Here is a 13,437-nt window from a genome sequence, read left to right as displayed (position 1 = left end):
GCGGCCGGTGATGGGAAGGGGTTTCCCGTCCACCGAGGCGGGGTAGAGGGTGATCACTCGTTGCCGACCTCGTGGAAGGACCTCTCGATGAGCGCCCTCGACCCGTCCGCCCTGTTGCTGACCGCGACGACCGCCGAGCCCCGCCCGGGAACGCTGCGGGTGACGGTGACGGGCGAGCTCGACATGGTGACGCAGCCGCGCCTGGACGCCGAACTCGACCGCGCGATCGCGGCCGCACCCCGGCGGCTGGTGGTCGACCTGGTCGGGGTGGGCTTCTGCGGCGTGACGGGCGTGGCCTCGCTGGGCCGCCTGCGGTCCCGCTGCGCGGAGGCGGGGATCGACCTGGTGGTGAAGCCCTCCGGCGTGGTGCGGCGCGCGCTGGACCTCGCCGCGGTCGCCCCGCTGTTCCGGATCGAGGGCCGCCAGGAGCTCATCGCCCAGTAGGGGGCGGTGCATCGAAGGGGTTCTTCGCCCCGCGCAGGCGGTCATCGCCCGGTGACCGGCGGCGGGCTGAAGGTCCGCGCCTCTTCGTCGGCCGCGGCCAGTTCGCGGTCCGCGGCCGCGGCATCGCCGGGCCCGCCGCGGCGGCGCAGGGCCTCGGCGTGGCGGCGTCGCGAGAACACCACCGCGGGCCAGTGCGCCAGGGCCAGGTTGTGCCGGACGGCGGCCCCCAGGTGCGTCACCGCCCGGTCCGGGTCACCGGCGGTCAGGGCCGTCGTGCCGAGCGGGTGGTGGACCGAGCCGAAGCACGCGATGCCCAAGCTCGCCATCGCGGGCAGCTGCGCGAACGGGGCCAGCAGCTCGTGGACCCGCGCCGCCGCGGCGGCGTCGCCCAGCAGGTAGGTCGTTTCCGCGGCGCCGGACAGCGAAGTCAGCCAGGTGCTCGACCGCGGCAGCGCCCCCAGGTCTTCACCGCACAGCCGGGCCAGCGCCCCCGCGGCCGTGCGGCGGTCGCCTGCCGACGCCGCCGCCACCGCGAGCGCCGCGTAGTAGGAGTTGTCGATCGGGCTGAGGGTCGGTGAGTGCATCAGCCCGTCCAGTACCGGCACGAGCTCCCCGAGCCGGCCCTGGAACCACCGGATCGCCACCAGCTGCGCGCCGTACCAGCCGAGCGCGTCGAAGTCGCCCGCGGCCTGGCCGACCTCGGCGCAGGCCTGCGCCCCCGCTTCGGCCTCGCGGAACCGGCCGGCGCGGATGGCCAGCATGACCTTGAGCGCGTCGGCCACGAACCCGGCCGCCAGGTGCTTGCGCTCGGCCAGCAGGTCGTCGAGTTCGCCGAGCCGCCGCTCGGCGTGCGGATCGCCGGCCAGGAACCGGTCGACGGTGTCCCACAGCACGCCCATCACCAGGTCGGTGCGCCGTCCCGACCGGCCGCTCACCCCGACCAGCTCGGTCGCGATGGCCTGCCGCAGCCGGGTGTGGCCGGGGCCGAGCAGGCAGTGGTGGGCCAGGCTCAGCGCCTCCGCGTGCGCCACCGGGTCGCCCGCCGCCCGCGTCCGCTCGACCGCCGCGAGCACCCGGTCGTGCGTGCCGGCCTCGTAGTCCAGCTCCGCCGCGAGCCGGGCCCGGAGGCGGTGGCCCAGCGTCGAGCCGGGGTCGACCCGCTCCAGCGCGTACCTCAGCCGCGTCAGCAGCGACGCCGCCGCGACGGCCGTCCGGTGCTCGTGCACCCACACCCCGCCCAGGCCGAGGGCCGCGCGGGCGAGAGCGGTGGCGTCCCCGGTCTTCTCGGCCCGGACGTAGGCGGTTTCGAAGTGCTCCCGGCTGGTCCGGAGATCGCCGTCCTCGAGCAGCGCGTGCTCGCCGGCGGCGAGGGCGTCGTCCGCCCCGGCCACCACGGCGGTGGCCGGAGTGGCGAGCAGGGCCGGGTGGTGGGCGAGCACCCGGCGGTGCACCTGCGCCAGCAGCGGTGACGGCTCCACCCCGGACGCGGTGATCAGCCCGTGCCTGGCCCGGCGGAACGCTTCCAGCGCGTCGCTCTGCCGCCCGGCGCGGTAGAGCGCCGTCATCAGCTGCGCCCACAGCCGTTCGTGGCCGGGGAACGCGGCGGTCAGCGCCTCCAGCTCGGCGATCAGCCCGGTGTCCTCGCCGGTCGCGAGGTCGGCATCGATCCGGTCCTGGACGGCGTTGTGGCGCAGCCGGTCGAGCCGGACCCCTTCCGCGGCCAGGGTTTCCACGTCACCGAACTCCTCGTAGGCCGCGTGGCCGCGCCACAGCGCCAAGGCGCCGGCCAGGTGCTTCCGGGCCGCGGCGGGTTCCCCGGCGGCCAGTACCCGGCGTCCTTCGGCGGCGAGCCGTTCGAACCGCGCGGCGTCGACGGCCTCCGGCGCCAAGTTCAGCAGGTACCCCGGCGGGCGGGTCAGGATCACCCCCGGCCCGAGCGTGCCGCGCAGCCGCGAGAGGTACGTGCGCACCGTGCGGTCGGCGTGCCCCGGCGCCTCCTCGCCCCACAGCGCCCGGCCCAGCGCGGCCACGCTGACCACCCGGCCCGCCTCCGCCGTCAGCACCGCCAGCATGGTCCGCAGGCGCGGCCCCCCGACGTCGCGCGGCTCGCCGTCCAGCCGCACTTCGAACGGTCCCAGCACCCCGAGGTCCACCCCACCCATACCAGCCCCTCCGCGACGCGGGTAACCCGCGCGCTCCCGCGTACAAGAGCGGGCCGGACGGCTCCGGATACGTCCGACGCCGGAGTAAACCTCCGTCGACGAACTGTCGATGGATTGTCGACGGGCGCTGCGAGGGTCGGCTGGCGCGGACGGGAGAGGTCCGCGGCCACCGGTTCTTCGGGAGGAAGTCCATGAAACGCATGATTCGGGGTCTGGCACCGGTTTTCGCCCTCGCGGCGACGGGAGCGGCGGTGCTGGCGGGCGCCCCGGCGGCGACCGCCGCGCCGGCGCAGGGGGCGGCCGTGCTCGAGGTGAAAAGTGCTACATGGGGCCAGCTGCACGTCGGCGACTGCCAGCAGGACAACGGCACCATCATCATCCGGTCGGACGGCACAGGCGACTGGAGCGCGACCACGCTGACCTACCAGACGCACTCCGGCGACGTCTGGCACTCCAGCTTCGACTTCAAGACCACGGCCGGGACGCAGCTGTTCCACGCGGGCACGTTCGACAGCCCCGTGATGGACGACGGCAACCCGCCGCCGCGCTACCCGTGGAGCAAGCACTTCACCTTCGACGCGTCGCTCTTCAGCGCGGTCAACATCTTCAAGACCATTCAGCACTCGAGCTGCTGACACCGGGGTGAGAACCGCCCTGGGTCACGGTGCGCCGGGGCCCAGGGCGGTGCCCGCGACCGCCCCGCCGGGGCGGGGTTCCTTCAGCTCCACGAACATCGCGTGCGTCGGCGTGCCGCCGACGTTCTCGCCCGCGTGCTCCTGGGCCGCGACCCAGCGCACCGCGCCGGCGGGCAGCTCCACGCCGACCTCGCGGCCGCCGGCGGAGACCCGGCGGCGGAACGCGCTCAGCGTGACCATCACCGTGTCGGGGTGCCGGTGCGGCGCGGTCCGGTCGCCCGGCGTGTCCTGGTACTCCAGGACGCGCACCCGCTCGTTCTCGAAAACCACCCGGTACAGCTCGGGATTCGTTTCGGCCGGGTCACCGGTCATGCCCGCCTCCTTCGTGGGACGTGAGTACCATGATGGCATGGAAGTCCCGTATGAGTCCACGGGCCGGAGCCGGCAGAAGGGCCGGACGCGCGCGGCACTGGTCGCGGCGGCCCACGAACTGCTCGCGAACGGCGGCTCGCCGACGGTCGAGGACGCCGCCGAAGCGGCCGGGATTTCCCGCACCACGGCCTACCGGTACTTCCCGAACCAGCGCGCCCTGCTGCTGGCGGCGTACCCGGAGATCTCCGGCGACGCGGGCCTGCTGCCCCCGGACGCGCCCGCCGACCCGGCCGCCCGCCTCGACCTGGTGCTGGCGGCGTTCATCGGGTTCACGCTGCGCTGGGAGCCTCAGCTGCGTGCGCAGCTGAGGCTGTCCCTGGAGCCCGGCGCCCCGCAGCCGGGGCTGCGGCGCGGCCGGGCGATCCGCTGGATCGAGGAGGCACTGGCCCCGCTCGCGGACACGCACGACACCCACGCCTTGGCCGTGGCCATCCGGTCGGCCACCGGCATCGAGGCGCTGGTCTGGCTGACCGACATCGGCGGCCTCGACCGCCCACAGGCGGCCGAGGTCCTGGCCGGGTCGGGCCGCGCGATCCTGCGCGCGGCCCTCGACCCGGCGGCTAGCTGATCGGCACCGTCGCGGTGCAGGACACCGTCCCGTTGTCGAACGTCGCCGCCGCCGTGCCCGCCGACGTGACCGGCACGGTGGTGGTGGTCGGCATCGAGAAGGTGGTGTTCCCGGTCGTCGGCAACGACTGCGAGTACACCGTGCGCGTCGTCGTTCCGGCGCGGTACGAGATCCGCAAGGAGACCTTGCCGGCGACGTCGCCGATGTACGGCCCCGACGTGGTGTACCCGCCGGTGATGCGGTAGTCGAAGCCGGCGTTCTCGTACCGGAGGGTGAACGTGCCGCCGTAGTCGCCCGCGCGGCAGACGGCCGTCCGCTGGATGATCGTCGTCGCCTGTGCCGGGGCCACCAGCAGCGTCGCGCCGGCCGCCAGCGCCCCCAGCGCCACGAGCCCGGCCTGTACCGCAGTCTTCATCTTCTTCCTCCCACTCGCATCACCGGTCATCCTGCCCGGTACCGCTTCCGTTCCGCTTCCCCTTTACGCGATGGTGCGGACCAGGTGGACGGGGCAGGCGGCGTGGTGCAGCAGGGCCTGCCCGGTCGAGCCGAGCAGCAGGCCGGGGAACCCGCCGCGGCCGCGGTCGCCGAGGACGACCAGCTGAGCCGCGCCGCTGCGCTCGACGAGCTCCTTCCGCGGGTGCGCGCGCACGACGACCTGCTCGACCTCGACGTCGCCGGTGTCGTGGGCCAGCACCCGCTCGCCGAGCAGCCGGCGGCCCGCGTCGGTGACGCACCGCGGGTCCCGGTGCGGCGGCGGGCTGTCCGCCCACGCGTGCAGCACGACCAGCGGCGCGCGGCGGGCACGGGCTTCGGCGAGCGCGGTCGCCAGCACCCGGGCCCCGGCTTCGCTGCCGTCGACGCCGGTGACGACCGGTCGCGCGGTGGCGCCGGGCTCGTCCCAGCTGTCCCCGCGGACGACGACGGTGTCGCAGTGCGCGTGCGTGCCGACGGCCGCGGCGACCGACCCGGCGAGCAGGCTGGTGAGCCTGCCGTGCCCGGCCGACCCGACGACGAGCAACGCGGCGGTCCGGGACGCGTCGACCAGTGCCTGCGCGGCCCGGTCGGGATCGAGCCGGGTGGCCGCACCGGGAACGCCCTGCGCCTCGGCGAGCTCCCGCGCGGTCCGCAGCGCACGCCGTCCCCGGGCCCGCAGGGCGTCGATCATCTCTTCGGGCGGCGGCACGACCCCTCCGGTGAGCAGGGCCGGAACGTCGAGGGCGTGCACGACCTCCAGCGGCGCCGCCCGCAGCCGGGCGGTCCGCGCGGCCCAGCGGACGGCGTCGAGCGACTCGGCCGACCCGTCCACCCCGGCGACGATCTTCGATCCGGCGGCGGTCATCCCCAAGACTGTAGGCCCGCCCACCCCCTCCCGGGACCCCACCGGGCCGACCCGCCGACCCTCCGGGGTACGCGTGTCGTCCGGTCGCGGGCGGGATCCGGGTCCGGCAAGATCTGCGGGTGGTCGGAAGGAGCCCGATGGCGGTGGTCGTGGCGGCGGCGGTGCTCGGCCTGCTCGTCGGGTCGTTCCTCAACGTCGTGATCCACCGGGTGCCGCGGGGCGAGTCGGTCGTCCGGCCGCCGTCGCGCTGCCCGGGCTGCGGGCAGACCATCAAGGCCCGGCACAACGTCCCCGTCTTCGGCTGGCTCGTCCTGCGCGGCCGGTGCGCGGGCTGCGGTGCCCGGATCAGCGTCCGCTACCCGCTGGTCGAGCTGGGCACCGCGGTGCTGTTCGCGCTGCTGGCCCTGCGGCTCGACCCGCCGGACCTGCCCGCGTTCCTGTACTTCGGCGCGATCGGGATCGCACTGGCCCTGATCGACCTCGACTGCCGCCGCCTCCCGGACGCGATCGTGCTCCCGTCGTACCCGGTCCTGGTCGTCCTGCTGACGGCGTCGGCCTGGTGGCGCGGCGACTGGTGGTCGCTCGCCCGCGCCGGCATCGGCGGTGCCGCCCTGTTCGCCTTCTACCTCCTCCTCGCGCTGGCGTACCCGGCGGGAATGGGCTTCGGTGACGTCAAGCTCGCGGGCATCCTCGGCGGGATCCTCGCCTACCTGTCCTGGCCGGCCCTGCTGATCGGCGCGTTCGGCGGGTTCCTGCTCGGCGCGGTCGCCGGCGTCGTGGTGCTGGCCACCGGCAAGGGCGGCCGCAAGACCGCCCTGCCGTTCGGGCCGTTCATGATCGCCGCCGCCCTGGTGGCGGTCTTCGCGGCCGGCCCGCTCGGCGACGCCTACCAGCGGCTGACCGGCCTGGCCTGAGCGGTCAGCGGTTCCCCGACCAGCTCAGCACCGACACCTGCCGCGCCCCCGGCACCGGGTTCGTCGGATCACCGTCCACGTAGGCCACCCGCGCCCGTGCCACCGGGGTGCCACCCGGGGCACAGGTGGACGAGCCCGGGCACACATACGCGGACAGGTAGACGCCGAAGACGAAGCCGGGGGAGTCGTCCGGCACCTCGATGACCGCCCCGGTGAACGTCACGCTCCCGGTTTCCTTCACCCACAACGACCGCGCGATCACGCCGAACCGGAAGATCGGCTCGGTCGCGTTGTTCAGCGTGACGTCCAGGACGGCCTTCGGCGCGTACGTCGTCCCCTGCACGTAGAACCGGTTGCCGGAGTTGTTCACCGCGGTCACCAGAGCGCACGCGGCGCTGCTGGTGTACAGCAGCTGGGTGCACCCGCTTTCCGCGCGCAGGGCGGGCGGGGTGTAGCCGAGCTCCAGCTGGAGCGCATCCACCAGCTCGGTGCCTTCGTGCTTGACGTTCACGCCGTAGCTCAGCTGGCCGCCGGCGAAGGTGCCGTCGTACACGGCCTGGGCCAGCTGGCCGGTGACGTCGGTGACGTCGGTGACGGTCGAGCCGTCATTGGGGTTGGTCAGGCTCAGCGAGATCGGCGAACCGCCCGCCGGGGTGAACTGGGCCGTGCGGTCGTCCTTGCTCGCGCCCTGGTCGTTGCGGTGCACCACCCGCACCTTCGCCGAGGTCAGGATCGTCCCGGCGGGCGGGGCCGTGGCGGGGGAGAAGCCGGTGGCGGTCAGGGTCGCGCTGCCGCCGCTCTTGCCGGGCGAGACCCACGTCGCCCCCGAGCTATCCACTTTGGACAGAGAGGCGGTGGTCCCGCCGGTGAAGTCGCCCGTCACCGAAGCGGGCGCGAGCGTCGTCGTCACCGGTGCGTCCGCGCCGGACGTCAGCCCGTAGACGGCGACCGGCGGCCGTTCCGCGCTGTAGGTCCCGCAGATCTCCACCTGGCCCGCCTTCACCGCCAGCCGGCTGTCGCCGCCGAACACGAACTGGACGCCGAGGGCCTTCGCGTCGTCGATCGGGTTGTCGCACGCCCCCGGGATCTGCGCCGGGACCGGCGGCTTCGCGATGACCCGCCCGCTGCCGTCCACCGGCGTGCCCGCGACCAGGTAGCCGTTGTCGACCGTCCACACGTCCTCGCCACCGGGCAGCGACGGCGGCCGGACCGCGGCGCTGTTGCGGAAGTCGAAGTAGTACGTCCCGGGGGTGAACCAGAACGTGCTGTCCTTGCACTTGCTGCTGCTGGACATCATCGCCGACAGCCCGGCCGCGTCGTCGTAGAACCCGGGCTGGAAGGTGACCAGCGAGCCGGCCTTGGTGCACGGCGGCAGCGCCCGGCGCGGCGGAACGGACGTGAGCGCCGGCGCGTAGCCGGGGTCCGCGCCGAGGCTCGACCCGCCGTAGCCGCACGACGCCGCCGGGGTGCTCCGGATCGTGCCCGCGCAGGCGCCGCGGGCGTACACCGCGGTGTTCGTGTCGAGCGCGCCGTTGACCACGCGGATGTTCGAGTTCGAGTACACGATGCCGTGCACCTTGAACGACGAGCCGGTCGGCTGCTGGATGTTGAGCCCGTCCTCGCCGCCGGTGCCGAGGGTGAGGATCGCGTTGCCCGGCCGGTTGCACACGCTCAGGGACGGGCACTGGATCTGCACCTTCGCCGGATCGGCGGTGCACGACACGGCGGCCGAGCCGGTGCCGCCGAAGTTCGGCAGGGTCAGCGTGTCGGACGCGCCGAAGCAGTGTTCACCGGCCGCGCCGGTGAACGTGCCGTTGCGGATCGCGTTGATCCCCGCCTGCAGCGCGCCGTCGGCCGTGTAGGCGGACGCGGCCTGGTCGCGCAGGTTCACCGTGGTGCGGACGCTGGTGTCGGCGAACGACAGCACCGCGCCGAGCACCACCGCGATCACCGTGACCAGGATCAGCACCAGCGGCAGCGCGGCCCCGGCGTCGTCCTTCCACCGGCGGTTCATGTCTGCCTCCGTTGCCCGAACAGGGTGATGGGGTAGGGGTCGGCGTTGCGCGCGACGGCGGTGAAGGTGAACTTCACCCACAGCGGCACGGCCTTGTCGGTGCACGCGCTGGAACACGTGATCGCGGGCGTGGCGGGGTCGACGTTGTGCGCGACGACCGAGTCGGACACCGGCGCGGAATCCAGGCAGCGCAGCCGGTGCAGCTCGGTCCCGGTCAGGTAGTAGGCGACGATCGCGGTGCGCCGGGTCGCCGCCGGCGTGCTGGTGTCCCAGTCGTCGGACAGCAGCCGCAGCACCGAAACCGGCGTGGTGGCGGTGCCGCACACCTGGCCTTCGCTGTCGTACGCGGCGCCGAGCTGGACCGACGGCGAGTACGGGACCTGGCCGTTCGCCACCGCTCCCGAGTAGTCGCGCAGGCCGACCGCGGCGACGTCCTGGGCGAAGAACGCGGCGCTCTGCTGGGCGTCGTGCGACACCGCCAGCCGGGCGGACGTGGCATCGGTGTTGCGGATCGAGACGATCACCGCGTTGGCGATCGGCGCGACGACCACCCCGAGGATGACGACGACGATCAGCAGCTCGATGAGCGTGAACCCGGCGTCGGACCGGCGGGTCAGCACAGCGCCTCCCCGAGCCCGCACCGCTTGCGCACCACGACTTCCAGGCGTTCGCTCGCCCGGCCGTCGCCGCTGGTGACCTGGAGGGTCACCTGCTGCAGCCCGCTGTCGGTGCCGCAGGTCGCCGACCACGCCGAGCCGGTCCAGTACTTCACCGACGTCACCGAGCTCGTGAACCCGGACGGCACGGTGAACCCGGCCGGCGCGGCGTACTTGGCGGGCGCCGCACACGCGAAGTAGCCGCCCGCCATCACCTGGTTCTCCACCGCCTCGCCGAAGTCGCGCACGCCGGCGCCGGCCGTCGCCTGCTTGCGGTGGATATCGGACATCAACACGCTCACGCCGATCCCCCCGACGATCGCCAGCACCGCGACGCCGAGGATCGCGACCGCGACCAGCAGTTCGAGGAGGCTCTCGCCCCGGTCGTCGGTCTCCATCAGACGTGCACCTGCCCGAAGATGCCGTACATCGCCGAGACGAGCGCGACCGCGACGAACCCGACGACCAGCCCCATCACGACGATCACGGCGGGTTCGAACAGCGCGGTGAGCTTCTTCAGCCGGTAGTCCAGCTCGCTCTCGTAGTACTGGGCGGTGACTTCGAGCTGGGTGTCGAGGGTGCCGGTGTCCTCGCCGACGCGGATCATCTGCGCGGCGGTCACCGGGAACAGGCCGGAGCCGGTCAGCGGGCGGGCCAGGCCCTCGCCGTTGAGCACCGCCTGCCCGACCCGGGCGAGTGCGCGCATGAAGACGCGGTTGCGCAGCGAGTCGGTCGCCACCCGCAGGGCTTCCGGGAGCGGCACCCCGGCGCTCACCATCGACGAGAGGATCCGGCAGAACCGCTCGACCAGCGCGTGCCGCACGGTCGGGCCGATCGCCGGGACGCCGAGCAGTGCGCGGTCGCGGGCGTACCGGCCGCCGGGGGTGCGCACGGCGAGGAGGTACAGCGCGATCGAGGCCAGCAGCCCGGCCAGCAGCGCCCACCACCACTGGCCCAGGAAGTCGGTGACGGCCAGCAGCATCCGGGTCGGCAGCGGCAGCTTCGCGTTGAGACTGGCGAAGAAGCTCTTGAACCGCGGCAGCACGAAGGTGGCGAGCACGACGACGGTGACGACCGACATCAGCGCGATCATCGCCGGGTAGATCAGCGCGGCCTTGATCTTGCGCCGCGCTTCGAGGTCGCGTTCGAGGTAGCCGGCCAGCTGGTCGAGGACCTTGTCGAGCTGCCCGGTGAGCTCCGCCGAGCGCAGGATCTCGCGGTAGAACTCCGGGAAGATCTTCGGGTGCCGGTCGACGCAGTCGGAAAGCCGGTCGCCGCCGCGCAGGCCCTGTTCGACGTCCCGCAGCATCCGGGCCACCGACGAGTTCGCGGCCTCCTCGCCCAGGATCCGGACGGCGTCGATCAGCGGCAGCCCGGCCCGGACGAACGCGCCGAGCTGGCGCGAGAGGTGCATGACGACCTCACGCTTGACCCGGGGTGCGGTCAGCTCCAGGCTCAGCACGCTCTTCTTCTCGGTGACCTCGATGTCGCGCAGTTCGCGCTCGTAGAGCGCGAGCACGGCGGAATCCGCGTCGGCGGCCTTCTGCACCCCGCGGGTGCGCTGCCCGTTCGGGCCGGTGGCGACGTAGGCGTACCGGTTCATCGCGCCCCTCCGGTGAGGTAGATCGACCGCAGCACCTCGGCCGGGGTGGTGACGCCCTCGGCGACCAGGCGCAGCGCCTCGTCCTGCAGCGTCCGCATGCCGTCCTTGCGGGCCAGTTCGTGCACCTCGCGGTGCGGCGCGCTGTCCAGCACCAGCGTGCGGATCCCTTCGCTGACCGGCATCAGCTCGTAGACGCCGGTGCGGTCCAGGAACCCGGTCTGCGCGCAGAAGTTGCAGCCGGCGCCGCGGACGAACCCGCCCGCCGGCTCGTCCGCGCCGAGGGAGTCCATGAAGGACAGTTCCTCGGCGGACGGCGCGTAGTACTCGCGGCAGCGCAGGCAGATCCGCCGCACGAGCCGCTGGGCGAGCACGGCGGTGACCGAGGACGCCACGAGGAAGTTCTCGATCCCCATGTCCAGCAGCCGGTGCAGCGCCGAAGCGGCGTCGGTGGCGTGCAGCGACGACAGCACGAAGTGCCCGGTGAGCGCGGACTGCACGGCGATGCGCGCGGTGTCGACGTCCCGGACCTCGCCGACGAGGATGACGTCCGGGTCCTGCCGCAGGATCGACTTGAGGCCGTCGGCGAAGGTGACGCCGGTCTGCTCGTTGATCTGGATCTGGTTGATCGAGGACATGGTGTACTCGACCGGGTCCTCGATGGTCATGATGTTGCGTTCGCTGCTGTCCAGCTCGCCCAGCGAGCCGTAGAGCGTCGTGGTCTTGCCGCTGCCGGTCGGCCCGGCGCAGATCACCATGCCGTAGGGCGACTGCAGCACGTTCGTGTACCGCGCGGCCATCTCCTCCGGCATGCCGAGCTGGCGCAGCCGGAACAGCGGGCGGCTCTTGTCGAGCAGCCGCAGCACGACCTTCTCGCCGCCGACGACCGGCGTGCTCGCCACCCGGATGTCCACCGGCCGGTCTTCGACGTCCATGCTGATCTGGCCGTCCTGTGGCCGCCGGCGCTCGACGATGTTCATCCCGGCGAGGATCTTGATCCGGCTGGTCACCGCCGGCCCCATCGAGCCGGGCAGGTCGAGGACGTCGTGCAGCACGCCGTCGATGCGGTAGCGGACGCGGATCCGCTCGGCCTGCGGCTCGACGTGGATGTCGGAGGCGCGGTCGCGCAGCGCCTGCTTGATCATCAGGGCGACGACGTGCACCACCGGCGCGTCGTCGTTCGCGGTGGCCGGCGCTTCGGCGCGGGCCGCGTCGCGCCGGACGGCGTCGCGGGCCTCGAACGCCTTGACCTGCTGGTCGACGCCGGTGAGCGCGCGGTAGGTGCGGCCGATGGTGGCCAGGATGTCCGCGCGTTCGGCGACGGCGACGGTCACCGGGCGGCCGAGCGCCTGCTGCAGCGCCGGGGCGGTGGCGGCGTCGGCCACCGCGACCAGCACGGTGTCCTCGCGGACGGTCAACGGGATCGCGCAGAGCTCGCGGGCCTTCGCCTCGCCGAGCAGGTCGGCCGCGGCGCGGTCCGGCGTCACCGTGCGGAGGTCGACGGTGCGGGGCTGGGTGCGGAGTCTCATGCCGGCACGCTCCGGGGCCGCGGCCGCGGGTCGATGTCCTGGGGGTGCAGGCTGCGCGCGGCGGCGTCGGCGGGGGTGACCAGTCCGGCGGCGACGAGCTGGGACAGCGACTGTTCCAGGGTCACCATGCCCTCGCGGCGTCCGGTCACCAGCGCGTTGCGCAGCTGGTGCGGCTTGCCCTCCTTGATGAGGTTCCGGACGGCGGTGTTGGCCACCAGGACCTCGAAGGCGGCGACGAGCCCGCCGCCGACGCGGGGGAGCAGCCGCTGGTAGACGATCCCGGTGAGCGCGGCGGCGAGCTGCACCCGCACCTGTTCCTGCTGCCCGGCCGGGAAGACGTCGATCATCCGCGCGAGGGACTGCGCGGTGTCGTTCGTGTGCAGGGTGGCGAAGACGAGGTGCCCGGTCTCGGCGATGGTGAGGGCGAAGCGGATCGACTCGAGGTCGCGCATTTCGCCGACCAGCAGCACGTCGGGGTCCTCCCGGAGCGCGCTGCGCAGCGCCGCGGGGAAGGACTCGGTGTCGGTGCCGACCTCGCGCTGGTTGACCGCGGACCGCCGGTGTTCGTGGACGTACTCGATCGGGTCCTCGACGGTGAGGATGTGGCAGGCGCGTTCGCTGTTGATCCGGTCGATGACGGCGGCGAGCGTCGTCGACTTCCCGGAGCCGGTCGGCCCGGTGACGAGCACGAGGCCCTGGTGGCGGCGGGCGAAGTCGGCCAGGACGGGCGGCAGGCCGAGGTCGGCCATGCCGGGGATCCGGCGCGGGATCATCCGCAGCGCGACGACGGTCTCGCCGCGCTGGGTGAAGGCGTTCCCGCGGACGCGGGCTTCGTCGCGCCAGCCGAAGGAGAAGTCGAATTCGCGGGCGGTGCGCCAGGCGAGGGCCTGGTCGTCGGTGAGGAGCTCGGCGAGCAGGGCGCGGGTGTCCTCACCGGTGAGGACGGGGTGGCCGGGGACCGCGGAGAGGTCACCGTGCACGCGCAGCTGGGGCGGCAGTCCGGCGGTGAGCAGCAGGTCGGTGCCACGCGCCTGCCACAGCGCCTCGAGCAGGCCGTCGACGCGGCTGCCGATCTGGGTGGGCATGGTTTTCCTCCGGGGCGAGGTGGTCCGTGGGGGTGGGTCGGCCCACCCCCACGGGACGG

Annotated in this window: 14 protein-coding genes; 4 read left to right on the top strand and 10 right to left on the bottom strand. The window is 73.5% G+C overall.

Annotation, left to right across the window (positions count from 1 at the left end):
* The first annotated feature begins 87 nt into the window (after positions 1-87).
* Positions 88-444, top strand: a complete 357-nt coding sequence (locus ACWED2_RS03735; protein WP_449688892.1) for an STAS domain-containing protein — start codon at positions 88-90, stop codon at positions 442-444.
* Between the two features lie 41 nt (positions 445-485).
* Here ACWED2_RS03735 and ACWED2_RS03730 read toward each other — a convergent pair whose 3' ends face one another.
* On the bottom strand, positions 486-2,606 hold the full coding sequence (locus tag ACWED2_RS03730) for a BTAD domain-containing putative transcriptional regulator (RefSeq protein ID WP_449688891.1): 2,121 nt from the start codon (positions 2,604-2,606) through the stop codon (positions 486-488).
* A 191-nt stretch (positions 2,607-2,797) separates the two neighbouring features.
* Between ACWED2_RS03730 and ACWED2_RS03725 the strand changes: the two genes are divergently transcribed.
* Positions 2,798-3,241: a DUF6294 family protein gene (locus ACWED2_RS03725; RefSeq protein WP_449688890.1), complete on the top strand. Its 444-nt coding sequence runs from the start codon at positions 2,798-2,800 to the stop codon at positions 3,239-3,241.
* Positions 3,242-3,265: 24 nt separating this feature from the next.
* Here ACWED2_RS03725 and ACWED2_RS03720 read toward each other — a convergent pair whose 3' ends face one another.
* The gene (locus ACWED2_RS03720) at positions 3,266-3,613 is read right to left on the bottom strand and encodes a cytoplasmic protein (RefSeq protein WP_449688889.1); all 348 of its coding nucleotides are present in this window, start codon (positions 3,611-3,613) and stop codon (positions 3,266-3,268) included.
* Positions 3,614-3,650: 37 nt separating this feature from the next.
* Between ACWED2_RS03720 and ACWED2_RS03715 the strand changes: the two genes are divergently transcribed.
* Positions 3,651-4,241: a TetR/AcrR family transcriptional regulator gene (locus ACWED2_RS03715; protein WP_449688888.1), complete on the top strand. Its 591-nt coding sequence runs from the start codon at positions 3,651-3,653 to the stop codon at positions 4,239-4,241.
* Here the strand turns inward: ACWED2_RS03715 and ACWED2_RS03710 are convergent.
* Both ACWED2_RS03710 and ACWED2_RS03705 read right to left on the bottom strand, forming a co-directional pair.
* Complete coding sequence (locus tag ACWED2_RS03710; RefSeq protein ID WP_449688887.1) at positions 4,234-4,656, bottom strand: hypothetical protein; 423 nt, start codon at positions 4,654-4,656, stop codon at positions 4,234-4,236. The genes ACWED2_RS03715 and ACWED2_RS03710 overlap by 8 nt on opposite strands.
* Before the next feature lie 63 nt (positions 4,657-4,719).
* Entirely contained in the window at positions 4,720-5,580 is an 861-nt protein-coding gene (locus ACWED2_RS03705) for a universal stress protein (protein ID WP_449688886.1), read from the bottom strand.
* A 137-nt stretch (positions 5,581-5,717) separates the two neighbouring features.
* On the opposite strand from ACWED2_RS03705, the gene ACWED2_RS03700 reads away from it, so the two are divergent.
* A complete protein-coding gene (locus ACWED2_RS03700; protein WP_449688885.1) occupies positions 5,718-6,494 on the top strand; it encodes a prepilin peptidase in 777 nt (258 codons plus the stop codon).
* A gap of 4 nt (positions 6,495-6,498) precedes the next feature.
* On the opposite strand, the gene ACWED2_RS03695 is transcribed toward ACWED2_RS03700, so the two are convergent.
* Genes ACWED2_RS03695 through ACWED2_RS03670 form a run of 6 tightly spaced genes read right to left on the bottom strand, consistent with a single transcriptional unit; the run spans position 6,499 to position 13,378 of the window.
* Positions 6,499-8,508, bottom strand: coding sequence for a hypothetical protein (locus ACWED2_RS03695; protein ID WP_449688884.1), 2,010 nt, complete (start codon positions 8,506-8,508; stop codon positions 6,499-6,501).
* Positions 8,505-9,128, bottom strand: coding sequence for a prepilin-type N-terminal cleavage/methylation domain-containing protein (locus tag ACWED2_RS03690; RefSeq protein ID WP_449688883.1), 624 nt, complete (start codon positions 9,126-9,128; stop codon positions 8,505-8,507). Before ACWED2_RS03690 ends, ACWED2_RS03695 begins: the two co-directional genes overlap by 4 nt.
* Positions 9,122-9,562, bottom strand: a complete 441-nt coding sequence (locus tag ACWED2_RS03685; protein WP_449688882.1) for a type IV pilus modification PilV family protein — start codon at positions 9,560-9,562, stop codon at positions 9,122-9,124. The genes ACWED2_RS03690 and ACWED2_RS03685 overlap by 7 nt, the downstream gene beginning before the upstream one ends.
* Positions 9,562-10,767 (bottom strand): type II secretion system F family protein, encoded by a 1,206-nt coding sequence (locus tag ACWED2_RS03680; protein ID WP_449688881.1) that lies wholly within the window; start codon positions 10,765-10,767, stop codon positions 9,562-9,564. The genes ACWED2_RS03685 and ACWED2_RS03680 overlap by 1 nt, the downstream gene beginning before the upstream one ends.
* A complete protein-coding gene (locus ACWED2_RS03675) occupies positions 10,764-12,293 on the bottom strand; it encodes a GspE/PulE family protein (protein ID WP_449688880.1) in 1,530 nt (509 codons plus the stop codon). Before ACWED2_RS03675 ends, ACWED2_RS03680 begins: the two co-directional genes overlap by 4 nt.
* Entirely contained in the window at positions 12,290-13,378 is a 1,089-nt protein-coding gene (locus tag ACWED2_RS03670) for a type IV pilus twitching motility protein PilT (RefSeq protein ID WP_449688879.1), read from the bottom strand. Before ACWED2_RS03670 ends, ACWED2_RS03675 begins: the two co-directional genes overlap by 4 nt.
* Between the last annotated feature and the right edge of the window lie 59 nt (positions 13,379-13,437).

This window comes from Amycolatopsis sp. NPDC005003 (assembly GCF_053600695.1).
This window is presented reverse-complemented; position numbering and strand designations above follow the sequence as displayed.

Bases quoted from the DNA above. Each gene is read 5' to 3' on its own strand.
- ACWED2_RS03735 (WP_449688892.1), top strand. From the start codon at position 88: ATGAGCGCCCTCGACCCGTCCGCCCTGTTGCTGACCGCGACGACCGCC.
- ACWED2_RS03730 (WP_449688891.1), bottom strand. From the start codon at position 2,606: ATGGGTGGGGTGGACCTCGGGGTGCTGGGACCGTTCGAAGTGCGGCTG.
- ACWED2_RS03725 (WP_449688890.1), top strand. From the start codon at position 2,798: ATGAAACGCATGATTCGGGGTCTGGCACCGGTTTTCGCCCTCGCGGCG.
- ACWED2_RS03720 (WP_449688889.1), bottom strand. From the start codon at position 3,613: ATGACCGGTGACCCGGCCGAAACGAATCCCGAGCTGTACCGGGTGGTT.
- ACWED2_RS03715 (WP_449688888.1), top strand. From the start codon at position 3,651: ATGGAAGTCCCGTATGAGTCCACGGGCCGGAGCCGGCAGAAGGGCCGG.
- ACWED2_RS03710 (WP_449688887.1), bottom strand. From the start codon at position 4,656: ATGAAGACTGCGGTACAGGCCGGGCTCGTGGCGCTGGGGGCGCTGGCG.
- ACWED2_RS03705 (WP_449688886.1), bottom strand. From the start codon at position 5,580: ATGACCGCCGCCGGATCGAAGATCGTCGCCGGGGTGGACGGGTCGGCC.
- ACWED2_RS03700 (WP_449688885.1), top strand. From the start codon at position 5,718: ATGGCGGTGGTCGTGGCGGCGGCGGTGCTCGGCCTGCTCGTCGGGTCG.
- ACWED2_RS03695 (WP_449688884.1), bottom strand. From the start codon at position 8,508: ATGAACCGCCGGTGGAAGGACGACGCCGGGGCCGCGCTGCCGCTGGTG.
- ACWED2_RS03685 (WP_449688882.1), bottom strand. From the start codon at position 9,562: ATGGAGACCGACGACCGGGGCGAGAGCCTCCTCGAACTGCTGGTCGCG.
- ACWED2_RS03680 (WP_449688881.1), bottom strand. From the start codon at position 10,767: ATGAACCGGTACGCCTACGTCGCCACCGGCCCGAACGGGCAGCGCACC.
- ACWED2_RS03675 (WP_449688880.1), bottom strand. From the start codon at position 12,293: ATGAGACTCCGCACCCAGCCCCGCACCGTCGACCTCCGCACGGTGACG.
- ACWED2_RS03670 (WP_449688879.1), bottom strand. From the start codon at position 13,378: ATGCCCACCCAGATCGGCAGCCGCGTCGACGGCCTGCTCGAGGCGCTG.